The organism is Giesbergeria sinuosa (assembly GCF_042652905.1).
Lineage (GTDB): Bacteria > Pseudomonadota > Gammaproteobacteria > Burkholderiales > Burkholderiaceae_C > Simplicispira > Simplicispira sinuosa.
Window position 1 is genome coordinate 1 of the sequence record NZ_JBHSHJ010000004.1, and the last position, 21193, is coordinate 21193.

At 58.1% G+C, this 21193-nt stretch carries 21 protein-coding genes and 1 tRNA gene; 8 read left to right on the forward strand and 14 right to left on the reverse strand.

Features of this window, described 5'->3' with window-relative positions:
• Positions 1-519: 519 nt before the first annotated feature.
• Positions 520-1542 carry a DctP family TRAP transporter solute-binding subunit gene (locus ACFO6X_RS06540; RefSeq protein ID WP_382431268.1) on the reverse strand — a complete coding sequence of 341 codons (1023 nt, stop codon included), beginning with the start codon at positions 1540-1542 and terminating at the stop codon, positions 520-522.
• 71 nt (positions 1543-1613) lie between these two features.
• Between ACFO6X_RS06540 and ACFO6X_RS06545 the strand changes: the two genes are divergently transcribed.
• A complete protein-coding gene (locus ACFO6X_RS06545; protein WP_382431270.1) occupies positions 1614-3596 on the forward strand; it encodes a sensor histidine kinase in 1983 nt (660 codons plus the stop codon).
• Complete coding sequence (locus ACFO6X_RS06550; protein ID WP_382431272.1) at positions 3593-4240, forward strand: response regulator transcription factor; 648 nt, start codon at positions 3593-3595, stop codon at positions 4238-4240. The genes ACFO6X_RS06545 and ACFO6X_RS06550 overlap by 4 nt, the downstream gene beginning before the upstream one ends.
• A gap of 64 nt (positions 4241-4304) precedes the next feature.
• Here the strand turns inward: ACFO6X_RS06550 and ACFO6X_RS06555 are convergent, their stop codons facing one another.
• From ACFO6X_RS06555 to ACFO6X_RS06570, 4 genes are all read right to left on the reverse strand, one after another.
• Entirely contained in the window at positions 4305-5654 is a 1350-nt protein-coding gene (locus tag ACFO6X_RS06555; protein WP_382431274.1) for a dicarboxylate/amino acid:cation symporter, read from the reverse strand.
• Positions 5655-5893: 239 nt separating this feature from the next.
• Positions 5894-5970, reverse strand: a tRNA-Pro gene (locus ACFO6X_RS06560).
• A gap of 47 nt (positions 5971-6017) precedes the next feature.
• Complete coding sequence (locus tag ACFO6X_RS06565) at positions 6018-6491, reverse strand: molybdenum cofactor biosynthesis protein MoaE (RefSeq protein ID WP_382431767.1); 474 nt, start codon at positions 6489-6491, stop codon at positions 6018-6020.
• A 26-nt stretch (positions 6492-6517) separates the two neighbouring features.
• Positions 6518-6748, reverse strand: a complete 231-nt coding sequence (locus tag ACFO6X_RS06570) for a hypothetical protein (protein ID WP_382431276.1) — start codon at positions 6746-6748, stop codon at positions 6518-6520.
• Positions 6749-6830: 82 nt separating this feature from the next.
• Between ACFO6X_RS06570 and ACFO6X_RS06575 the strand changes: the two genes are divergently transcribed.
• Together ACFO6X_RS06575 and ACFO6X_RS06580 are read left to right on the forward strand one after the other, a co-directional pair.
• A complete protein-coding gene (locus ACFO6X_RS06575) occupies positions 6831-7085 on the forward strand; it encodes a hypothetical protein (RefSeq protein WP_382431278.1) in 255 nt (84 codons plus the stop codon).
• Between the two features lies 1 nt (position 7086).
• Positions 7087-7416, forward strand: a complete 330-nt coding sequence (locus ACFO6X_RS06580) for a hypothetical protein (protein ID WP_382431280.1) — start codon at positions 7087-7089, stop codon at positions 7414-7416.
• Between the two features lie 58 nt (positions 7417-7474).
• On the opposite strand, the gene moaD is transcribed toward ACFO6X_RS06580, so the two are convergent.
• Genes moaD through ACFO6X_RS06610 form a run of 6 tightly spaced genes read right to left on the reverse strand, consistent with a single transcriptional unit; the run spans position 7475 to position 13991 of the window.
• Entirely contained in the window at positions 7475-7726 is a 252-nt protein-coding gene (gene moaD / locus ACFO6X_RS06585) for a molybdopterin converting factor subunit 1 (RefSeq protein WP_382431282.1), read from the reverse strand.
• Positions 7723-8949 carry a molybdopterin molybdotransferase MoeA gene (locus ACFO6X_RS06590; protein ID WP_382431284.1) on the reverse strand — a complete coding sequence of 409 codons (1227 nt, stop codon included), beginning with the start codon at positions 8947-8949 and terminating at the stop codon, positions 7723-7725. Before ACFO6X_RS06590 ends, moaD begins: the two co-directional genes overlap by 4 nt.
• A gap of 15 nt (positions 8950-8964) precedes the next feature.
• Positions 8965-9897 carry a GGDEF domain-containing protein gene (locus ACFO6X_RS06595; RefSeq protein WP_382431286.1) on the reverse strand — a complete coding sequence of 311 codons (933 nt, stop codon included), beginning with the start codon at positions 9895-9897 and terminating at the stop codon, positions 8965-8967.
• Positions 9898-9951: 54 nt separating this feature from the next.
• On the reverse strand, positions 9952-11379 hold the full coding sequence (gene thrC, locus ACFO6X_RS06600) for a threonine synthase (RefSeq protein ID WP_382431288.1): 1428 nt from the start codon (positions 11377-11379) through the stop codon (positions 9952-9954).
• Entirely contained in the window at positions 11379-12713 is a 1335-nt protein-coding gene (locus tag ACFO6X_RS06605) for a homoserine dehydrogenase (protein ID WP_382431290.1), read from the reverse strand. Before ACFO6X_RS06605 ends, thrC begins: the two co-directional genes overlap by 1 nt.
• A gap of 48 nt (positions 12714-12761) precedes the next feature.
• Entirely contained in the window at positions 12762-13991 is a 1230-nt protein-coding gene (locus ACFO6X_RS06610; protein WP_382431292.1) for a pyridoxal phosphate-dependent aminotransferase, read from the reverse strand.
• Between the two features lie 119 nt (positions 13992-14110).
• On the opposite strand from ACFO6X_RS06610, the gene ACFO6X_RS06615 reads away from it, so the two are divergent.
• The 4 genes from ACFO6X_RS06615 to xth all read left to right on the forward strand — a co-directional run bounded on the left by ACFO6X_RS06615 (position 14111) and on the right by xth (position 17841).
• Positions 14111-14485, forward strand: a complete 375-nt coding sequence (locus ACFO6X_RS06615) for an Mth938-like domain-containing protein (RefSeq protein ID WP_382431294.1) — start codon at positions 14111-14113, stop codon at positions 14483-14485.
• Between the two features lie 116 nt (positions 14486-14601).
• Positions 14602-15087, forward strand: a complete 486-nt coding sequence (locus ACFO6X_RS06620) for a peroxiredoxin (RefSeq protein ID WP_382431296.1) — start codon at positions 14602-14604, stop codon at positions 15085-15087.
• Positions 15088-15221: 134 nt separating this feature from the next.
• Positions 15222-17045, forward strand: a complete 1824-nt coding sequence (locus ACFO6X_RS06625; protein WP_382431298.1) for a PhoH family protein — start codon at positions 15222-15224, stop codon at positions 17043-17045.
• Positions 17046-17064: 19 nt separating this feature from the next.
• Positions 17065-17841 (forward strand): exodeoxyribonuclease III, encoded by a 777-nt coding sequence (xth, locus tag ACFO6X_RS06630; RefSeq protein WP_382431300.1) that lies wholly within the window; start codon positions 17065-17067, stop codon positions 17839-17841.
• Positions 17842-17858: 17 nt separating this feature from the next.
• On the opposite strand, the gene ntrC is transcribed toward xth, so the two are convergent.
• The 3 genes from ntrC to ACFO6X_RS06645 are packed head-to-tail and all read right to left on the reverse strand — an operon-like array spanning position 17859 to position 21025.
• Entirely contained in the window at positions 17859-19409 is a 1551-nt protein-coding gene (gene ntrC / locus ACFO6X_RS06635) for a nitrogen regulation protein NR(I) (protein ID WP_382431302.1), read from the reverse strand.
• A gap of 36 nt (positions 19410-19445) precedes the next feature.
• The gene (gene glnL / locus ACFO6X_RS06640; protein ID WP_382431304.1) at positions 19446-20513 is read right to left on the reverse strand and encodes a nitrogen regulation protein NR(II); all 1068 of its coding nucleotides are present in this window, start codon (positions 20511-20513) and stop codon (positions 19446-19448) included.
• Complete coding sequence (locus tag ACFO6X_RS06645; protein ID WP_382431306.1) at positions 20510-21025, reverse strand: SH3 domain-containing protein; 516 nt, start codon at positions 21023-21025, stop codon at positions 20510-20512. Before ACFO6X_RS06645 ends, glnL begins: the two co-directional genes overlap by 4 nt.
• Positions 21026-21193: the final 168 nt, after the last annotated feature.

Consider the following 21193-nt stretch of genomic DNA (forward strand, 5'->3'; position numbering starts at 1 on the left):
ACCAAGTTCCGGTGGGGCTGCCCCAGCCCGCAGAGAATGTGTATGTCGAGCTCAAAGATTATGTGCAACTGGTGCCCACAGCCGCTTTGACAGGCGTGAGTTGGTACACAGGGTCGGTGGATTCGTTCTCCTAGAGCGTGTTATGAACTGCCAGCGGTAGCTAAGATCTGGCTCGCCGCTGGCCACATCAGCACCACAAACACCAGAAAGTTAGGACGGCCTTGTTCGCCTCAAGCAACACGAATGCTAGAGCGCAGATCCGAGGTTATCACCTTAAAGCAACCAGCCTGCAACCAGCGGTGTGTTGGTTGGTAGACCGCTTCTCAAACAGGCAGATCATTGGGCGGCATGTGCCAAGGTGCCACCGCACGCACGAATCAGTGCCAAGTACGGCAGAATGAAATCCCATTCTTCGTTCCTGACATTGGTAGGGTGGGGTTTGCGGGACATAGCCACAATTTGCTCTGCTCTTGGGTCAAGTCAGAGTTCATAACATGCTCTAGACGCGCGTTGGCCCGCTTAGCGGGCACCGGCACTGCTGGCCCGGATCGCTGCCAGCATGGCTGGATCAATCCAGGCGCTTGCCTGTCGGTAGACTGGGGCCAGTGTTTCGCGCCACAGTGCCAACATCTGGGCCGTGGGCTCATGCACGGTCAGTTTGCCGCTGGCCTTGAGCAGCTCCAGCGCCCGCTGGTTTTCTGCCTCGGCAATGCTGTTGGCGTATTGTGTGGCTTCGTGCAAGGCCAGGCGCAGTGCTTCACGAATGTCGTAGGGAAGTTGGTTCCAAAATTGCCGGTTCACCAGCACCACATAAGCCAGATAACCATGCCGGGTGACGCTCAAATGGCTTTGTACATCGTGCAGGTGCTGGCTGTAGATGTTGGTGGGTACGTTTTCTTGACCATCGAGTTGGCCTGAGCGCAGTGCCTCGTACACATTGGCCATGGGGTGTATGGACACATCGGCCCCCAGCGCCTTCATCTGTGACACCAAAATACGCGACGATTGAATCCGGATTTTGATGCCACGAAAGTCGGCGGGGCTTAGCAGCGGACGGTTGGCCGTAAACACCTTAAAACCGTTGTCCCAAAACGCCAAGCCTTGCAGGCCGCTGGGCTCCAAGCGCCGCAGCAGGGTGGCTCCTACGGGGCCATCCACGGCCGCCCGAAAGGCCGCATGGTCTTTGAACAGAAAAGGCAGGTCAAACACCTCAAAATCGCTGCCTCCCACGGTGGCGAGTTTGGACAGCGAGGTGGCCAGCATTTGTACGGCACCAATTTGCAGTGCCTGCAATTCTTCCCGGTCTTTGTAGAGCGTGCTGTCGGGGTAGACTTCTACCCGCACTCGCCCAGCTGTGCGGGCTTCGGCCAGTTCTTTAAATTTCAATGCGGCCTTGCCTTTGGCCGTATCGGCCCCCACCACATGGCTGAACTGGATGATGATGGGATCTTTGGCCGTTTGTGCTTGGGCTGTGGTGTCAGGCAAGGGCCAACCGTTCGCCATAGCCAGCGCCAACGCACTGGCAAAGCACCGGCGCGTCAAAGCTGGGGGGGGAGTTTTTGGGGGGGCTGGGGTTGCGCATGGTCTTGTGTGGTCAATCCTAGAATGCACAAATGCTAGCGGCTCACCTTCCTACCCCATTCCGTCCTATGGTGAGGGCGTCTTTTGTCAAACGCAACTACTGGCTGCTGCCTAGTTTGTTGGCGCTGGTGTTTGTGTTGATGGTCGGGGCTTGGGCATCGGTAAACGATGCTGCTGAACAGCGTGCATTTGCCCAAACATTGGCCTCCGATGCCGCCAGTGTAGAGGCACAGATAGCGGCCCGCTTGGAGGTGGAGCGGGCGCGTTTGCGTGACATTGCCCGCCAACTGTCGCTGGGGTCGTCCAGAAACCGCACTGGCTTTGCCGAATTGGCAGAGGTGCAGGCAGCGTTGCAGCGTTTATCCAACCGATTGGTGTGGTTGGATGACAAGCTGCGCCTGTTGGCCAGTGCCGAGCGCCAAGTGCGCTGGAGCACGCTGGAGGACAGTGCTGATTTGCGCATCCAAATGCGCGGGCAGGCCGAGCATTTGGTGGTGCCTGCCCCCAGAGGTGACGGGCAGCCCGGAGGTCAATTGCTGGCCCGTTACGCAATCACCGACCTATTGGGCAGTACCGATCTGGCCTGGCTGAACCGTCGCTACGAGGTATCATTTTTATCAGAGTTGGGCGAGGTCATCGCCACCACAGCGCATCCGCAGCGCATGGCCCACGGTGCCCCGTTTGAGCGGCACTTGGCTTCCTCTGCCGACACCCGTCTTATTCTGCGCCCCTACGACATGCCCATCCTTTGGTGGCGCAGCCCGCGCACCTTTGCCCTGTTGGCGGGCTTGTTGTTGCTGGGGGCCGGAGGCTCCTTGCTGTTGCGCCGCGAAATGCGACGCGTAGCCCAAGCCGTGGCCGATGCCCAAACTGAAGCGGCCTGGCGGCAGTCGATGGAAGATTCGGCCTTGGTGGGTTTGCGCGCCCGAGATACTGAGGGCAGCATCCTCTACGTGAACAAAACCCTGTGCGATATGGTGGGCTACAGTGCGCAGGAGTTGATTGGCTCTCGGCCTCCGCTGCCGTTTTGGCCGCCCGACGCCGTGGATGCCATGATGGCCCGCAACCTTGATACCTTGGCCGGAGCTGCCCCAGCCACAGGTTTTGAGAGCCGTTGGCAGCACCGCGATGGTCACTTTATTGACGTGATGATTTTTGAGTCCCGACTGCATGATCCGCAGGGCCAGCACTTGGGCTGGATGGGGTCTATCGTCGATATCAGTGATCGCAAATTGCTGGAAGAAAAAAACCGCCGCTATACCGCGCTGATGGCCCAACATGCCCGTCTGAGCGATTTGGGGTTGCTGGCTTCGGAGTTGGCGCACGAGCTCAACCAGCCGCTGGCGACTGTGATTGCCTACAGCTCGGGCCTGTCGATGGCCGTGCGCAAAATGGAGCAAGCCAGCCCCGACATCTTGGCCGCCTTGGATGCCTTGCAACAGAATGCCCGCAAGGCGGGCGATATTGTGCATTGGATTCGGCGTCAAACCAGCCGTGTGCCTGCCCAACACCAGTGGTTGGATATGGCCGTATTGGTGGCCGAGGTGCTGGCAATGCACCGGCACACCTTCCAGCAAGCTGGCATGGTGCTGGAGTGGACTCCCCCTGGCATTGCGTGCCCTGTATTGGCCGATCGTGTGGGCATAGAGCAGGTGTTGGGCAATCTGTTGCGCAATGCCTTAGAAGCATTGTCGGAGCAGCAAAGCCCGACGGGCCATGTCCAGATCACCCTCACCCCGCGCCATGCCCCGGAAGGGGGTGTCGGGAGCGTAGAGGTTGCTGTCTGTGACAACGGCCCCGGTGTGCAAGGTCGCAATATTGACGATCTGTGCGCCACCTTTTATTCCACCAAAACGCAGGGCATGGGCTTGGGGCTGGGCATCTGTCGCTCCATTATCGAGGCGCATGGCGGCACTTTGACGGCCAGCGATGCAGAATCTGGTGGTGCCATCTTCCGTTTTGCCCTGCCTATGGCAGCACCATTGCCACCCTCTCTGCCGGAGTCTTTGCCATGAGTACGCTTTTTCTCTGCGACGATGATGCGGGCGTGAGTGGTGCGCTGTCATTTTTGTTGCGGCAATATGGTTTTGAGGTACGCGCCTACAGCAGTGGCCCTGAACTGCTGGCTGCCATAGATGCTTTGCCGCCACCGGTGCGTGGTGTTTTTTTGCTCGATGTGCGCATGGAGCCAATGTCGGGGCCACAAGTGCATGAGCAATTGTTGCAACGTGGCTTGCGCCAGCGCAACCCGGTGATTTTTCTGACCGGCCACGGCGATATTCCGATGGCTGTGGCGGCTATGGCCAGAGGGGCGCTCAACTTTGTGGAAAAGCCTTACACCGATGATTCCCTGATTGCCATTTTGCGTGACGCATTGGTGCAAGAAGCCCAGTGGCAAGCGGCGGCCAAGCGGGCTGAGTTTTTGCAATCGATGGTAGAAAGCCTGACCCCACAACAGCGCCGCGTTGCGGTGCTGGTAGCCGCAGGCGATTTGAACAAGGTCATTGCCGCCAAGCTCAACATTTCTGAGCGCATGGTCGAAGTGCACCGCGCCAAGGTGTTTGAGAAGTTGGGGGTCGATTCAGCCGCCGCCTTGGCGACCACTGTGGCCGACATCCGCGCTTGTGGCTTGGAGCTATCCCCCCCCGAGGCTGCTTAAAACCCCAAAGCCGTGGCAGACGGATGCTGCCACGGCTTTGGGGGTGTCCATCTGAGGGGTGGATTTAGCGGGTGGCAGGGGCCACTGCCATGTGCTCTTGGCGCTCATCCATCAGCACTTCAGGCTCTTGGGCTTCTACTTGGGTGGGGGCATCCAAGCCTTGTTGTAAGCGTTGCATGTCCAAGTCCCCCGTCCATTTGGCTACGACCAAAGTTGCCACGCCATTGCCAACCAAATTGGTCAGGGCACGGGCTTCGGACATAAAGCGATCAATGCCCAGAATCAGCGCCAAACCAGCCACTGGCACACCGCCCACTGCCGACAGCGTGGCTGCTAACACAATAAAGCCACTGCCCGTAATACCTGCGGCGCCCTTGGAGGTTAGCAACAGCACAGCCAACAGTGTGAGTTGCTGCGTCAAGGTCATGGGGGTGTCGGTGGCTTGGGCAATGAAAACTGCTGCCATCGTCAGGTAAATCGACGTGCCATCCAAGTTGAACGAATAGCCAGTAGGAATCACCAAGCCCACCACCGATTTGCGTGCGCCCAGGTTTTCCAATTTTTCCATCATGCGCGGCAGCACCGATTCTGACGACGAAGTACCCAGCACAATCAACAGTTCTTCCTTGATGTAGCGGATGAACTTGACGATGCTAAAGCCATGCAAGCGGCTGATGATGCCCAACACGACAAACACGAACAACAGGCAAGTCAGGTAGAACGTACCCATCAGCTTGCCCAGCGAGAACAACGAGGCAATGCCGTATTTGCCGATGGTGAAAGCCATCGCACCAAACGCACCCACGGGAGCGACCTTCATGATGATGCCGACAATGTCAAACAGCACATGCGAGAAACGTTCGATAAAGTCAAACACCAGTGTGCCCCGGCCACCAAACTTGTGCAGTGCAAAGCCAAACAGCACCGAGAACAGCAGCACTTGCAAAATTTCGCCCTTGGCAAAAGCATCTACCACCGAAGACGGAATCACGTTGAGCAAAAAGTCCACTGTGCCCTGCATTTTGCCGGGGGCCGTATAGGCAGAAATACTCTTGGTATCGAGCGTGCTGGGGTCCACATGCATGCCGCTGCCCGGTTGCAGCAGGTTGACCACCACCAACCCAATCACCAGTGCGATGGTGGACACAACTTCAAAATACAGCAGGGCCAAGCCGCCGGTCTTGCCGACCTTTTTCATGTCCTCCATACCCGCAATACCCACCACCACAGTACAAAAGATGATGGGGGCAATAATCATCTTGATGAGCTTGATAAACCCATCTCCCAGTGGTTTGAGGTCGGCGCCCAGTTGTGGGTGAAAGTGGCCCAAGCATACGCCAGCGATCACGGCGATTAGCACCTGGACGTAAAGGGATTGGTAGAGCGGCTTGCGCTGCGGTGTTGGTGACGACATGGGTGTCCCCTGCTGAAAGTGAGTGGAAACAGCGCCTGTGGTGGCGCTGGCCTATACCCGTGACGATAGGGGGGAGGCACTTTCTAGCCAAGTGTGGGGTTCCACATCAGGGTTAACCCTAAACCATTTCTCCAGTACCTTTGCGCGTACATGGCTTTTGGTTGGGGGGGACATGGTGCAATACCGTGCCCATGAAAAAATCCCGCTTACTGTTGCCAATAAGCGGGATTTTATCGATATGGTCGGTGTGAAAGGATTCGAACCTTCGACCCCTTGCACCCCATGCAAGTGCGCTACCAGGCTGCGCCACACACCGAAGAATTGAATTATATACCTGAAAAATCCATCATTTCAAGATGGCACCTAATTTTCTGCATCAGACTGCCAACGAGCCAGTGCTGCGGCATCACTGCTGCGGGCATCCAGCCAGCGGGCACCTGTCAGAGTGTGTTCTTTTTTCCAGAACGGGGCCTGCATTTTGAGATGGTCCATCAAAAATTCGCAGGCAGTAAAAGCCTCTGCCCGGTGGATGGCCGTGACTGCCACCAGCACAATGTGGTCAGAGGGTTGCAAACGGCCCACACGGTGGATGATGCGCGCTCCCAAAATGCCAAACCGGCTGATGGCCTGCTGCGCCAGTGCCATGATGGTGCGCTCGGTCATGCCAGGATAGTGTTCCAGCTCTAAGGTAGACACGGTATCGCCTGCATGGCATTCACGCACGGTACCTACCAGGCAACAGACAGCACCCACCCGGGGATCTTGTCTGCGCAGGGCAGCCAACTCGGTAGAAATATCGAAGTCAGCGGTTTGCACTGCCACATGCAGTGCTGGCATAAGGGGCATGATCGGCAGCGTTCTTTTTATGGGGAGCGGTGCAAGCGGGGAGCGGCCAGCATGGCACGCTCTTCCTCCACCACTTTATCTAGCTGCTTTTGTGCTGGAGTAGAGGGCAAGGTGGCTAGCAGGGTTTGCAGTCGGGACAGATCTGCCACCGTGGGCGCTACCTTGATTTGGGCCACGGCCGCAGGCAACTGCCCCGATTTGACCAGTGTAAACACCTTGGTCGCCCATTCGTTTTTTCCTCGCGCCATTGTCGCCTTTCTGTGAGTCCGGCACAAATGCCGGTAGCATGGGGCTGCACTTTAACGCTCCTTTAACCCACATTGGCACGCTATGGCCACCTCTACCATCACTACTGCCACCTACCAACTGTATCCATCACCGCGCAACCACAGTAACACCTTGTTTGCCCATGAGTTGTTTGTGCCTTACCCCTATGCACTGATCCATCTGCCCGATTACAACCTTGCAGGTGCCGCCACTTTGTTTGCAGCCTGTCGGCTGGCCGATCAAAAAATGGGGCAATTGGTGACGTTTGAGTTGCCCGCCGATCTGGCCCGGTTTGAGCGCCTGTTCACTCCTGATTGATATGTCTGACAGCGAAAACCAGATTTTCGTCCCGCCCTCTTTCATTGCCCTGTACAGCGATGCCCGTGGGCGTTTGCGTGAACGCCCCGCTTGGGTACGCGAACGCTATGAACTGTGTGAAGACTTGGCCGGGCATCTGGTGGGGCAGGCACAAACGCTGTACCAGTTGCAGGTGCCTTCGGAGTTTGAGGTGCTGCGCCGTATTCATGCTGGGTTGAGCAGTGCAGATGCAGGCTTGTTGGCAGAAGAATCGGTGTGGGTGGTTTGCCGTTTGGCCGAGCTATTGGAGTGGCCATGTCCTGAACTCAAGCCCATTGCGTCTTCAGAATGAGGGCATCTTGACGGCTGAGGAGCGACGGCATTGGTGGTACGCAGGCCGTGGACTGGGCTTAGCCGCCGGTCACGGGAGGAAAAAATGCAACTTCGGCACCGTCACTCAAGGGGGCAGAGGTCTGGCAGAGTTGTTGATTCAGGGCCATACACACCCCAGGTGGCTTGGTAGCCAAGCCTGCATAGGCACCACCACGTTGTACCAAGTGGTCACGCAACGCTCCCACGGTCGCCGCTTCGGTGGTTACGGTTTCTTGGGATACGCCCAATGCTTCTCGGATGGACGCAAAATAGAGCACGGTAATTTTCAAACCAAAAGCTCCGAAAACGGTAGAAAGCGTACCGTGTCTCCAAAAGCAATGGGTTGTCCAGCGGCTTTGTCCACCAAGCCATCACCCCAGAGCATAGAGGTCAGCACCCCAGAACTTTGGTTGGGGAACAAGTCCAGCCCTCCAGAGGCATTACGGCGCACGCGCAAAAACTCACGGCGTTGGTCTGGGTGTGGGCAAGCAAAATCAGCACGGGCCAAGCTAGCGTGTGGCGCCACGGCGTGGACTCCTTGCAGGCGCAGCAGGAAGGGGCGTACCAATACCGCAAACGTGATCAGGCTGGACACAGGGTTGCCTGGCAGCCCAATAAAATGCGCGGCCCCCACACGGCCATAGGCAAAAGGCTTACCCGGTTTGATGGCAATTTGCCACAGATCCAAGCGTCCGAGTGCTTCTACGGCGGGTTTGACATGGTCTTCTTCGCCTACGGATACGCCACCGCTGCTCAGGATCAGGTCGTGGTGGGCGCTGGCCTCTTGCAGTAGAGCCAAAGTGGCTTCACGCTGATCGGCAACGGTGCCCAGATCAGTCACTTCACAACCTAGGCGCTGCAACAAGGCCCGTAAAAAGAAGCGGTTGCTGTTGTAAATGGCGCCAACAGGCATCGCGTCGGGGGCTATCTCGCCTGGCATGACCAACTCATCCCCGGTGGAAAACAGAGCTACTCGTGGACGCCGTACCACCAGCAGGTCTGCCAGACCGACACTTGCAGCCAAGCCCAATGCGGCAGGGGTCATACGGGTGCCTGCCGCCAGCACCACAGTGCCACGGGCAATATCTTCACCGGCCCGACGTATCCATTGGCCGGGTACGGGAATAGTATGGCATTGCACTGTGCCTTCGGGTAGGGACGTACAGTCTTCTTGCAGCACGATGGCATCGGCCCCTGCTGGGACTGGTGCGCCAGTAAAGATGCGTGCCGTTGTTCCTGATGCCAATGCACTGCCCGCACTGCCTGCGGTCAGGCGCTGGGAGATAGGCAAAACAGTACCTGTGCTTTGCACATCAGCGCAGCGCACGGCATAACCGTCCATCGCACTATTGTCTTGGGGTGGCACATGCAACGCTGAGATCACCTCTTGTGCCAGCACCCGGCCATCGGCCATGAGTGTGTCTACCCGTTCATGGTCAGGCAGGGGCTGGGCGTGGGCCAGCAGTTCTGCCAAGGCATCGTCTAGCGGTTTCAGTGGGTTGGTGCGCCCCATGATTACCTTTCTTATCTAGCGGGGGGAGTCGCAAACGGCAATCCGTTGCCCAGTGCGTTTGGCGGCATACATGGCCGCATCCGCTTGGGAAAGCAATGATTGGGCGGCTGTTGCGTCCCGAGGATAACAACTCAAGCCAATGGCCGCGCCCACGGCCCATTCGCTGGCCTCCTGTGCCATTTGCGTGAATACGGTCACCAGCGTTTGCTGGAGTCGCTCGCGCTGCACTTCCAAGGTGGCCGTAGGTGTAGGAGCCAACACCGCAAATTCATCCCCCCCTAGCCGGGCCACCAGCCATTGCTTTGCACAATGCGCGCGCAAGCCTGCGGCCACTTGGCGCAGTATTTGGTCGCCAGCCGCATGGCCAAAACGGTCATTGACGGCTTTGAAGCCATTGAGGTCGATAAAGGCCAACACCACAGCATGGTGGGGATCTGGTGTCTGTGGGATGTGATCGTCCAACCAGCGGTCAAATGCGGCGCGGTTTGCCAACCCGGTCAGTGGATCGGTCTGGGCAATCAAGGCCAGCTGCGCCATACGTTGTTTTTCTTGTGTGATGTCGATCACGACACCACACATCAAGGCGGGTTGGCCGTGCCCGTCGTACAGCATGTTGGCCAGTTCGCGGTGCCAACGCAACTCGCCCGAGGGCCAGAGAAAGCGATATTCGACATTGAGCGCAGCGATGCCACTTTTGCAGTCCAATTCAGCGGCCAGCAGCATGGCGCGGTCATCGGGGTGAACCCGATCGTAAAAATCGACCGGGTTGGCATACTGGGGGTCTTTGCCGAAGGCCCGGATTTCGTACACTTTGTCAGACCAGTGCCATTGATCTTTTTGGCGCTCCCATTTGTAAACGCCAATACCCGCAAACTCCAGTGCCTTTTTGTACCAAAGGATTTCTTCTTGCAGTAACACCAAGTCTTGGTGCAGGGGACGGTCACTCATGGCGACACGCTCCTGCACTACCGGCCCATTGGATGCACCGCAGACATGCGCTGCTCAATCGCAGTGGCGTGCGATGTAGGCTTTGACTTGGGCCACATCGGCGGGCATCACCTGCACGCGCTTGGGCAAATCTTCAATACCAACAAATTTGGCTGGGCGCTCAGGGGCATGGCCCAAGGCTTCGACAATGGTTTCGGCAAACTTGATGGGCAACGCGGTCTCTAGCACCAGCATGGCAATGCCGGGGCTGCGGTGTTCGCGCGCCACCTTCACGCCATCAGCGGTGTGGGTGTCGATGGTCATGCCAAAACGGGCATGGGTGTCGCGGATGGTGGCTAAGCGGTCTGCATGGGTGCTCTTGCCGCTGCAAAAACCATAGCGGCTGGCCGCTTGGGCAAAAGCCGGGTGTTGGCTCAAGTCGAAGTAGCCTTGCTGGCTCAGGGCATCGCCAAACAGAGCCTGCACCTGTGCGCCGTCACGCCCCAGCAGGTCAAAAATAAAGCGTTCAAAGTTGCTGGCTTTGGAGATGTCCATCGATGGGCTGGATGTCTCGTGCGTGTCGGCACTGCTGCGCACACGGTACACGCCGGTGCGGAAGAACTCATCCAGCACATCGTTCTCGTTGGTAGCTACCACCAAGGTGTGGATGGGCAAGCCCATCATCCGGGCCACATGACCGGCGCAGACGTTGCCAAAGTTGCCGCTGGGCACGGTAAAGCTGACTTGCTCGGTATTGCTCTCGGTGGCTTGGATGTAACCGGCAAAGTAGTACACCACTTGCGCCAACAAACGCGCCCAGTTGATGGAGTTGACCGTGCCAATTTTGTATTTGCGCTTGAACTCCAAGTCGTTGCTGACGGCTTTGACGATGTCTTGGCAGTCGTCAAACACGCCTTCAATGGCGATGTTGTGGATGTTCTCGTCTTGCAGGCTGAACATTTGTGCCTGTTGGAAGGCACTCATGCGGCCATGTGGGCTGGTCATGAAGACGCGCACACCTTCTTTGCCACGCATGGCGTGTTCTGCGGCACTGCCGGTGTCGCCACTGGTGGCGCCCAGAATGTTGAGCTGTTCGCCCCGGCGTTTGAGTTCGTATTCAAACAAGTTGCCCAGCAACTGCATGGCCATGTCTTTGAAGGCCAGTGTGGGGCCGTTGGACAGAGCTTCTAGCCACAGGCTGTCTTCGATATGGCGCAGCGGCACAATCTCGCCCGTGCCAAAAACGGCGGCGGTGTAGGTCTTGTGGCACAGGGCGCGCAGGTCGTCGGCAGGGATGTCGTCAATGTAGAGCGACAAAATTTCAAAGGCCAGCTCAGCGTAACCTTGCTTGTGGTAAACGGTGCGCCAACGGGCGAGCGTGGCATCGTCCACTTGGGGATAGTGTTCGGGCAGGTACAGGCCGCCATCAGGGGCCAAGCCTTCGAGCAGAATGTCGCAGAAGTGCTTGCGGTCGGGGTGGCCGCGCGTGGAGAGGTACAACATCAGTTCAACTCCTCTTTACGGATACGGGTGATGGGGGCCAGCACGGTGGGCAAGGCCTGCATCTGGGCGATGGCATCGTTCATCGTGCCTTCGCGCGTGTCGTGCGTCAGGATGATGAGGTCGGTTTGCGTGCTGCCTTCGCCGCCCACTTCGTCGGCTTCGCGTTGCAGCATGGCATCGATGCTGATGCCTGCACCGGCCAAAATGCCAGTCACTTGGGCCAATACACCGGCTTGGTCGGCCACGCGCAGGCGCAGATAGTAGCTGGTGACGACTTCGCTCATGGGCAGCACCGGCAGGCTGTCCATCGCGGCATCCAGCGTGTGCGCTTGGAAGGCCAAGTGCGGCACGCGGTGGTGGGGGTCAGCGGTATGCAGGCGGGCAATATCGACCAAATCAGCAATCACGGCGCTGGCCGTAGGTTCGGAACCGGCACCCTTGCCATAGTAGAGCGTTGTGCCCACGGCATCGCCATGCACCACCACAGCATTCATTGCGCCTTCCACATTGGCAATCAGGCGCTTGGCCGGTACCAAAGAGGGATGCACGCGCAGCTCTACGCCCTTGTCGGTGCGCTTGCTGATGCCCAGCAGCTTGATGCGGTAGCCCAGTTGCTCGGCATATTTGATGTCGGCCGCGCCCAGCTTGGTAATGCCTTCGACATAGGCTTTGTCAAACTGCACCGGAATACCAAAGGCAATCGCGCTCATCAGCGTGGCTTTGTGCGCTGCATCCACGCCTTCAATATCAAAGGTGGGGTCGGCTTCGGCATAGCCCAAGCGTTGCGCCTCTTTGAGCACCACGTCAAAGTCCAGGCCTTTGTCGCGCATCTCAGACAGGATAAAGTTGGTCGTGCCGTTGATGATGCCCGCCAGCCATTGGATGCGGTTGGCCGTCAGGCCTTCGCGCAGTGCCTTGATGATAGGGATGCCCCCGGCCACGGCGGCCTCGTAGGCCACCATCACGCCCTTGGCTGAGGCGGCAGCAAAAATCTCTGTGCCATGCACGGCCAGCAGCGCCTTGTTGGCCGTGACCACATGTTTACCAGCAGCAATGGCTTCGAGCACCAGTGCCTTGGCTACGCCGTAGCCACCAATCAATTCGACCACGATGTCGATATCGGGGTTGGCAATGATGGCGCGGGCATCATTGACCACCTGCACGCTGTTGCCGACCACGCTTTGGGCACGTTCTACGTCCAAATCGGCCACCATCGTGATTTGGATGCCACAACCGGCACGGCGGCTGATTTCTTCTTGGTTGCGTTGCAGTACGTTAAAAACGCCGCTACCAACGGTACCGATGCCCAGCAGGCCAACTTGAATGGGTTTCATAAGGTAATGTGCTAATTAAAAAAGTTGCGGTGCTGTACGGCCAAAGAATTACTCAGTGCCGTGGCGCTTGCGGTACTGCTCCAAGAACTTGGCCACGCGGCCAATGGCCTCACGCAGATCGGCCTCGTGGGGCAGAAACACGATACGAAAGTGATCGGGGCTGGGCCAGTTAAAGCCCGTGCCCTGCACCAACATGACCTTGGTCTCCTGCAACAGTTCTAGGAAGAACTGCTGATCGTCTTCAATGGGATACACCTTGGGATCGAGGCGTGGAAACATGTACAGCGCCGCCTGCGGCTTGACGCAACTGACCCCCGGAATGGCCGTGATGAGTGCATGGGCCAAATCGCGCTGTTTGCGCAGGCGGCCCCCCTCGCAGACCAAATCATTGATGCTTTGATAGCCGCCCAGTGCTGTTTGGATGGCCCACTGGCCGGGCACATTGGCGCACAAGCGCATGTTGGAGAGCATGTTCAAGCCCTCAATGTAGTCTTTGGCGGCTTTTTTATCACCCGACACCACCAACCAGCCCGCACGGTAGCCGCAAGAGCGGTAGCTCTTGGACAGTGAGTTAAAGGTGAGTGTGAGCACATCGTCACTCAGGCTGGCCAATGGCGTGTGTTTAATGCCATCGTAGAGCACCTTGTCATAGACCTCATCGGCAAAAATGACCAAGTTGTGCTCACGCGCAATCGCCACGATGCCCTTGAGCAGTTCGTCAGAATACAGCGCACCTGTGGGGTTGTTGGGGTTAATGACTACGATGCCCTTGGTGCGGGGTGTGACTTTGGCTCGGATGTCGTCTAGGCTGGGCATCCATCCGTTGTCTTCGTCGCACAAATAATGCACTGGGGTGCCCCCCGAGAGACTGGTGCAAGCCGTCCACAATGGGTAATCGGGAGCAGGCAGCAGCAACTCGTCGCCAGTGTCGAGTAGCGCGTTGGTAGCCATAGCAATCAGCTCAGACGCCCCATTGCCCAGATAAATGTCATCCAGCGTGACGCCCTTGACGCCTTGCTTTTGCGTCTCGTGCATCACCGCCTTGCGTGCGGCAAAGATGCCCTTGCTGTCGGAGTAGCCTGCCGAGTTGGGCAGGTTGCGGATCATGTCTTGCTGGATTTCTTCGGGGGCATCAAAGCCAAACACCGCCAAATTGCCAATGTTGAGTTTGATGATTTTGTGGCCGTCTTCTTCCATCTGCTTGGCCGCGTCCATGATCGGGCCTCGGATGTCGTAACAGACGTTGGCGAGCTTGGCAGATTTGCGTATCGATTTCATGGCTGACGAGGGTGCAAGGGGACCACAGACCCACCCTGACGCAGGGCGCTAGGGTGAAACCTATAATTTGACCACAGTTCCGTCCTCTCTTGCGCCACCCGGCGCAGTACGCCAGCACCATGAAATTTCAGCCCGACCGCCACAATATCCACAGCATTACCGGCTACGGCCCCGGATGGATTAGCGTAGGGCCGGACAAAGTGACTTCTAGCCTGATTTTGGGGGCGCATGGTTTGCGCTTGCCTTGGGACTGTGCCCGGTTTGAAGACCTGACGGCGGCACACTTTGCCCCTCTGGCAGACATTGAGGTCGAATTGATTTTGTTTGGTAGCGGTGTGCGCAACCGTTTTGTACCCCCCGCTTGGCTGCGGCCCCTGATGGAGCGGCGCATCGGCTTGGAAACGATGGACACCCAAGCGGCCTGCCGCACCTACAACATCTTGGCTGGTGAAGGCCGCAATGTGGTGGCCGCGTTGCTGTTGGAGACAGCTTAAAACAGGCCAAAAGCCGTTTCGGGGTAAAATGCCGGGTTGCGGTCGGAGGCAATCCAGAACAATACATCCGTTCCTCCGGCTTCCAACGACCACACTCCCGAGAGACTGCAGTTTATATGGCGATCGTTGTCAACAAGCCCCTTCCCGAATTTGAAGCCAACGCCACCGGCGGCATCAAGGTGACCAACACCTCGCATCACGGGCAGGTCATGGTGCTGTATTTTTACCCCAAAGACAACACGCCCGGCTGCACCACCGAGGCGATGCAGTTCCGCGACAAGTACAAAGACTTTGTCAAAGCCGGTGCTGCGGTGTTTGGCGTCTCGCGTGACAACATGAAGTCGCATGACGAGTTCAAAGAAAAGCTGGAACTGCCGTTTGAGCTGATTGCCGATACCGAAGAAAAAATGTGCCACATGTTCGGTGTCGTCAAGAACAAGATCATGTATGGCAAAAAGGTCAAGGGTATTGAGCGCAGCACTTTCCTGATCAATGAGGAAGGCATCCTGACCCACGAATGGCGTGGTTTGAAGGTGCCCGGCCATGTCGAAGAAGTGCTCAAGGCTGTCAAGTTACTCAAGGCGCTGAAAAAAGCGGCCTGATGCTGCCGACATCGCTGCCGTGCATAATGGCCCGATGCCGCTGAACTCTGCGAAGCTCCTTTCTGACCGACAAGCCGCCTGGGTTTCCCGGCGGCTTTTTGCTTTCTGAACCTGCCTGATTGAGGTCTTTGCCCATGCCACCCCTGCCACCTGCTCCCACCCGGCGTGCCGCCCAACTGCCTCCCGAGGCCTTCAAGCCTGTAGCCCGTAAGGCCAGTGCCACCGACAAAAGCCCCCCTGCCCCAGCCACAGATACCGTTGTTTCTGTCAGCGCAGTGGCGGACACGCCAGTGGTGGCCCCAGTTGCGCGCAAGGGTGGTCGTCGCCCTGCTGCCACCCCAGTGAGCACTCCTGCTGTGGCTGCTACCGCCATCGCCACACCTGCTTCCCGTAGCCGCCGCAATGTGCCAACGCCGGCCTTGGTGCAAACACCGGCATCTGTGGTGGCGTCTCCAGAGGTTTCTGTGGTCACAGCGCCTGCAACCCCTATGGCAGCCACTGCACCCGTGGTGGTTGCCCCTGAGAAGCGCCAGCGCCATCAGACACGCAAGGCGGCCCGCAGTAGTGGCCCGACCAAACTGTTTGTGCTCGACACCAATGTGTTGCTGCACGACCCGACCAGCTTGTTCCGTTTTGAAGAACACGATATCTATCTGCCGATGATCGTGCTCGAAGAGCTGGATGCCCACAAGAAGGGCATGACCGAAGTGGCGCGCAATGGTCGCCAGGTCAGCCGGTCGCTGGATGCTTTGGCTGCCACCCAAGGTGCCGACATCGGCCAGGGGCTTAAGCTCGACTCTACCGGCCAGCGTGGGGCCACTGGGCATTTGTATTTCCAGACTTCGGCGTTGGACTACCAACTGCCTACCAGCTTGCCTCAGGGCAAAGCAGACAACCAAATCTTGGGTGTGGTGGAGGCACTGCGCAAGTTGCATGCTCCGCGCGAAGTGGTGTTGGTCTCCAAAGACATCAACATGCGTGTCAAGGCCCGTGCGTTGGGCTTGCCTGCTGAAGACTACCAGAACGACAAAGCACTCGATGATGATGACCTGCTCTATTCAGGCGCTTTGGCGCTGCCTGCCGACTTCTGGAGCCGCCACGGCAAGGCGGTAGAGAGCTGGCAGAGCGGCCCGAATACTTTCTATCGCATCAGTGGCCCGATCGTAGCGCAGTGGATGATCAACCAGTTTGTCTATTTTGAAGCCCCCGGCGAGCCCAGTCTGTATGCGCGCGTTACCGAAATCCGCGACAAAACTGCCGTGTTGCGTACGCTTAAAGACTATGCCCATGCCAAAAATGCGGTGTGGGGTGTCAACAGTCGCAACCGCGAGCAAAACTTTGCCCTCAACCTGCTCATGGATCCAGAGGTCGATTTGGTCACGCTCACTGGCACGGCAGGCACGGGCAAGACCTTGATGGCCTTGGCCGCTGGCCTGACCCAAGTGCTGGATGAGCGCCGCTATACCGAAATCATCATGACCCGTGCTACGGTGAGTGTGGGCGAAGATATTGGTTTCTTGCCTGGCACCGAAGAAGAAAAAATGGGGCCGTGGATGGGTGCCTTGGACGATAACCTCGAGTTTTTAGCCAAAGGTGAGGGGGGCAACCCCGGCGAGTGGGGCCGTGCTGCCACGAATGAATTAATTCGCAGTCGTATCAAGATCAAGAGCATGAACTTTATGCGTGGGCGCACGTTCATGAACAAGTACGTCATCATCGACGAGGCACAAAACCTGACCCCTAAGCAGCTCAAAACGCTGATTACGCGTGCTGGGCCAGGCACCAAAATTGTCTGCATGGGCAATTTGGCGCAGATTGATACGCCCTACCTGACGGAAGGCTCTTCGGGCCTGACTTTCACGGTAGATCGTTTCAAGGGCTGGCCACACAGCGGTCATATCACGTTGGCCCGTGGTGAGCGTTCGCGGTTGGCCGACTTTGCCAGCGATGTGCTCTGAGCGCAAAGCAAAGTTGGCAATGCAAATCGCTACTTGGAACGTCAACTCTCTCTCTGTCCGTTTGCCGCAGGTGTTGGACTGGTTGGCCAGCAACCCTGTCGATGCCCTTGGTTTGCAAGAGCTCAAACTGGTGGAGGAGAGATTTCCTTTCGCTGCCTTAGAAGCGGCAGGCTACCACGCGGTAGTTCACGGCCAAAAAACCTACAACGGTGTGGCCTGGCTCACGCGCAGTCCGGTGCTGGAGGTGGTGCGCAATATTCCCGGTTTGGCCGATGAACAGGCCCGCACCATTGCCGCCACGCTCGACACCCCTCAGGGGCCAGTGCGGTTGATCAATGGTTATTTTGTCAACGGGCAAGCACCTGGCACCGATAAGTTTGCCTACAAGATGCGCTGGCTTTCTGCTTTGCATGCTTGGGTGGCTGCTGAGCTGGCTTGCCACCAGCGGTTGGTGCTGCTGGGTGACTTTAATATTGCCCCGCAAGACCGCGACTCTCATGATCCCGAAGGCCTGCGCGGTAGCATCCACCACACCGTGGAGGAACGGGGGCAATTCCAAGCCTTGCTCGATTTGGATCTACACGACGCCTTTCGTCTGTTCGAGCAGCCCGAGAGAAGCTTTTCTTGGTGGGATTACCGGATGTTGGGTTTTCAGAAGAACCGTGGCTTGCGCATTGACCATATTTTGGTCAGTGCAGCATTGCGCCATACGGTCACTGCTTGCACCATCGACCGCACGCCTCGCAAAAAACCGCAACCCAGTGACCATGCTCCAGTGGTCGTGACTTTGGGTTGAGGGCCAGCGTTGCCGTGCTAGTCTTCATGGGCATCGAGGCCCAACTCTTGGATTTTGCGGGTGATCGTGTTGCGCCCAATGCCCAAACGTTGCGCAGCCTCCATGCGGCGGCCATGTGTGGCAGCCAAGGCTGCCGCGATGAGTCGGGACTCAAAGCGGCGCGTCAATACATCCCAGACATCTGACTGCCCACTGGCCAGCAGCAATTGGGCTTCGGCCTCCAGAGGGGCTTCCCACCCACTGTGAACGGCCAACTCTGGCCCTGTGCCTGCCGCTGGGGTGGGCCAAGCGGGTGGGGCAGACCCAGCGGTGGTAATGCCAGATCCAGCCATCATGCTGGTGGCCTGTAGCGAGGGTTGTGCCAAAGGCAAAATGGGGGGCTGTGGTGGTGGCGCCTCCAGCACTTCTGGAGGCAAATCCTGCACAGAAATGACTTGGGCCGGTGCCATGACTGTGAGCCAATGGCAAATATTTTCTAGTTGGCGCACATTGCCTGGAAAGGCAAACTGTGCCAGCCGGGCCAGTGCAGCATCTGCAATGCGCTTGGGCTCCACCCCCAATTGGCGCGCACTTTGCTGCAAAAAATGGCGCGTGAGCATGGGCACGTCTTCGGGGCGCTCGCGCAGGGCTGGCAGCCGCAGCCGGATCACATTGAGCCGATGGAACAAGTCCTCACGGAAGGCACCGTCCTTGACCCGCTGCTCCAGATTTTGGTGGGTGGCGGCAATGACACGCACATGGGCTTTGACGGCGCTGTGCCCACCCACGCGGTAAAACTGCCCATCTGACAGCACGCGCAGCAAGCGGGTTTGCAAATCAAACGGCATATCGCCGATTTCATCCAAAAACAGCGTGCCGCCCTCCGCCTGTTCAAAACGGCCCCGGCGCTGTGTTTGTGCGCCGGTAAAAGCGCCGCGCTCATGGCCGAACAATTCGGATTCCAACAAATCCTTGGGGATGGCCGCTGTATTGATGGCGACAAATGGCCCATTGGCGCAGGGCGAATGTTTGTGCAGGGCGCGTGCGACCAGCTCTTTGCCCGAGCCGGATTCGCCGGTGATGAGCACTGTGACCATGCTTTGGCTCAGGCGGCCAATGGCACGAAACACGTCTTGCATGGCCGGGGCTTGGCCCAACATCTCCGCCGCAGCAGCGGGGCTGTCTTGGGCCACGCTTTCGCGCTGGCTCTCTTGCACAGCCCGACGGATCAGCTCGACTGCTTTGGGCAGATCAAACGGCTTGGGCAGGTACTCGAACGCACCGCGCTGAAAGGCGGAGACGGCGCTGTCCAGATCGGAATAGGCCGTCATGATGATCACCGGCAGTGCCGGTTGCAAGGCATGGACTTTTTCCAACAATTGCAGCCCAGAGCCACCGGGCATGCGAATGTCACTGACCAGCACTTGTGGCCCTGGCTGGGATGCGTCACCGGCCCCAATGTCGGCCAAGGCATCTAGCACTTCGCGTGGGTTGGTGAAACTGCGGGTGGGCAGGTTGTCACGCGCCAGTGCTTTTTCTAGCACAAAGCGGATCGAGGGGTCGTCATCTACTATCCAGATCGGCTTCATGGGTGTTGTGTCTCACTGGTTGCCGGTTATATATCCTTAGGGCAAAGGAATCAGGATGCGGAAGTCGGTGCGACCGGGTGCGCTATCGCACTCGATCATGCCGTGGTGGCGCTGCACAAAGGTTTGTGCCAACGTCAGGCCCAACCCCGACCCGCCATCCCGTCCCGACACCAGGGGATAGAAGATCCGCTCCCGTATGGCATCGGGCACGCCTGGCCCGTTGTCTATGACATGCAATTCCAATGCCAGCTTGTAACGCTCGCGCCCCAAGGTGACTTGCCGGGCCACCCGGGTGCGCAACATGATGCGCGCGTTGCTCTGTGCCATCTGTGGCACCAGTGCCTGTGCTGCGTTTTGCACCACATTGAGCACGGCTTGGATCAGTTGCGCTCGGTCTCCTCGGAACTCTGGAATCGAGATGTCGTAGTCTTGCTCAATGCTCAGCCCCTGCGGATACTCCACCAACACCAGTGAGCGCACCCGCTCACAGACTTCGTGGATGTTCACATCCCCCACCAGATGGGGGTGGCGGTGTGGGGCCAGCAGCCGATCTACCAAACTTTGCAGGCGGTCGGCTTCATGGATGATGACTTGGGTGTACTCCGTCATCTCGGGGCTGTCGAGTTCCATTTCCAACAACTGCGCGGCTCCCCGAATGCCTCCCAGTGGGTTTTTGATTTCGTGTGCCAGATTGCGGATCAGTTCTTTGTGCGCCTGTGCTTGATCGCGTAGGCGTTCTTCTCGGTCTTGGCGGGCTTGTTGTTCTAGCGGCCACAATTCGACCAGCACTTCACCAGGGTGGTCTGCGGGCACAACGCTCACATGCACCAGCACCGATTCTTGGTGCAAGCGTTTGAGGCAGCCATCAAAGCGCACCGCAGCAAAATCTTCTCCCCAGCTACCGGCCAGTGCATTTTGCAACAGCGATGGCAAGGTGAAGAATTGGGCAAAGTCCATGCCTTCGAGGGTGCGGCGTGACAAACCTACCGTATCTTCGAGGGCTGCATTGGCAAACTGCACAGTACCATCGGGCCGCAACACGGCCACCAGCACCGACAACAAATCCAGCGACTGGAAGCGGCCAGTCAGTGCGGGAGCCTTCATTTGAGCCGTCCTATCTCACGCTGGATGCCTGCGATATCACTTTCGGTGCGGGCAATGTGGGCCTTGAGTTCTGCGGTGCGCTCGGCATAGCGTTGGGGGTTGCGCAAATCCAGTGCATTGCGTTCGGGGGCACCGTTGTTGTATTCTTTTTCCAAGTCTGCCAATCGGGTTTGGGCTTTGCGCAATTCGGCCTCCAAAATGGCGCGGGCATCTGAGTCGCGGGCACGCTGCTCGCCATTGTCTACGCGGGGGGCACCAGCCGGTGATGCCACTGGGGCGGGTTTGCTGGAGGTGGGGGCGGCAGTGCTGCTGCGTGGGCTGGCGGGGTTGGACTGCAATACGGTGACATTGCCCCCATCTACCGGTTTGCAGCCGCGCTCACGGGCTTGGTTGGCATTGTTGGTGTACTCATTGCCACAACGGTAGATGCGGTCCTGTGCCCCAGCAACCACAGGGGCTCCCAGAAGGGCGAACAGCAGGCCCGAGAGCCAGATGAAGCGTGTTTTTTTCATGAATTTTCTCGCCTGGAACATGCAGGGGGTATGCGCCAGAGTATCTGCGAAACACTCTCCTGCTCCAACGAACAAACCGCCGCGACACCCCGACAGCAGGTGGGATGTAGGCCAGCCGTACAGGTTCCGTGGCAGTGCATGATAGGGTGCGACCATGAAAAAAGGCGG

What these genes read in the sequence shown, in the direction of transcription:
- ACFO6X_RS06595 (WP_382431286.1), bottom strand. Translation starts at nt 9,897, where the DNA reads ATGAGTGACCGTCCCCTGCACCAAGACTTGGTGTTACTGCAAGAAGAA.
- glnL (WP_382431304.1), bottom strand. Translation starts at nt 20,513, where the DNA reads ATGAAGGCTCCCGCACTGACTGGCCGCTTCCAGTCGCTGGATTTGTTG.
- ACFO6X_RS06575 (WP_382431278.1), top strand. Translation starts at nt 6,831, where the DNA reads ATGGCCACCTCTACCATCACTACTGCCACCTACCAACTGTATCCATCA.
- ACFO6X_RS06645 (WP_382431306.1), bottom strand. Translation starts at nt 21,025, where the DNA reads ATGAAAAAAACACGCTTCATCTGGCTCTCGGGCCTGCTGTTCGCCCTT.
- ACFO6X_RS06610 (WP_382431292.1), bottom strand. Translation starts at nt 13,991, where the DNA reads ATGAAATCGATACGCAAATCTGCCAAGCTCGCCAACGTCTGTTACGAC.
- ACFO6X_RS06555 (WP_382431274.1), bottom strand. Translation starts at nt 5,654, where the DNA reads ATGTCGTCACCAACACCGCAGCGCAAGCCGCTCTACCAATCCCTTTAC.
- ACFO6X_RS06615 (WP_382431294.1), top strand. Translation starts at nt 14,111, where the DNA reads ATGAAATTTCAGCCCGACCGCCACAATATCCACAGCATTACCGGCTAC.
- ACFO6X_RS06605 (WP_382431290.1), bottom strand. Translation starts at nt 12,713, where the DNA reads ATGAAACCCATTCAAGTTGGCCTGCTGGGCATCGGTACCGTTGGTAGC.
- ACFO6X_RS06550 (WP_382431272.1), top strand. Translation starts at nt 3,593, where the DNA reads ATGAGTACGCTTTTTCTCTGCGACGATGATGCGGGCGTGAGTGGTGCG.
- xth (WP_382431300.1), top strand. Translation starts at nt 17,065, where the DNA reads ATGCAAATCGCTACTTGGAACGTCAACTCTCTCTCTGTCCGTTTGCCG.
- ACFO6X_RS06570 (WP_382431276.1), bottom strand. Translation starts at nt 6,748, where the DNA reads ATGGCGCGAGGAAAAAACGAATGGGCGACCAAGGTGTTTACACTGGTC.
- thrC (WP_382431288.1), bottom strand. Translation starts at nt 11,379, where the DNA reads ATGTTGTACCTCTCCACGCGCGGCCACCCCGACCGCAAGCACTTCTGC.
- ACFO6X_RS06625 (WP_382431298.1), top strand. Translation starts at nt 15,222, where the DNA reads ATGCCACCCCTGCCACCTGCTCCCACCCGGCGTGCCGCCCAACTGCCT.
- ntrC (WP_382431302.1), bottom strand. Translation starts at nt 19,409, where the DNA reads ATGAAGCCGATCTGGATAGTAGATGACGACCCCTCGATCCGCTTTGTG.
- ACFO6X_RS06620 (WP_382431296.1), top strand. Translation starts at nt 14,602, where the DNA reads ATGGCGATCGTTGTCAACAAGCCCCTTCCCGAATTTGAAGCCAACGCC.
- ACFO6X_RS06545 (WP_382431270.1), top strand. Translation starts at nt 1,614, where the DNA reads ATGCTAGCGGCTCACCTTCCTACCCCATTCCGTCCTATGGTGAGGGCG.
- ACFO6X_RS06580 (WP_382431280.1), top strand. Translation starts at nt 7,087, where the DNA reads ATGTCTGACAGCGAAAACCAGATTTTCGTCCCGCCCTCTTTCATTGCC.
- ACFO6X_RS06565 (WP_382431767.1), bottom strand. Translation starts at nt 6,491, where the DNA reads ATGCCAGCACTGCATGTGGCAGTGCAAACCGCTGACTTCGATATTTCT.
- ACFO6X_RS06590 (WP_382431284.1), bottom strand. Translation starts at nt 8,949, where the DNA reads ATGGGGCGCACCAACCCACTGAAACCGCTAGACGATGCCTTGGCAGAA.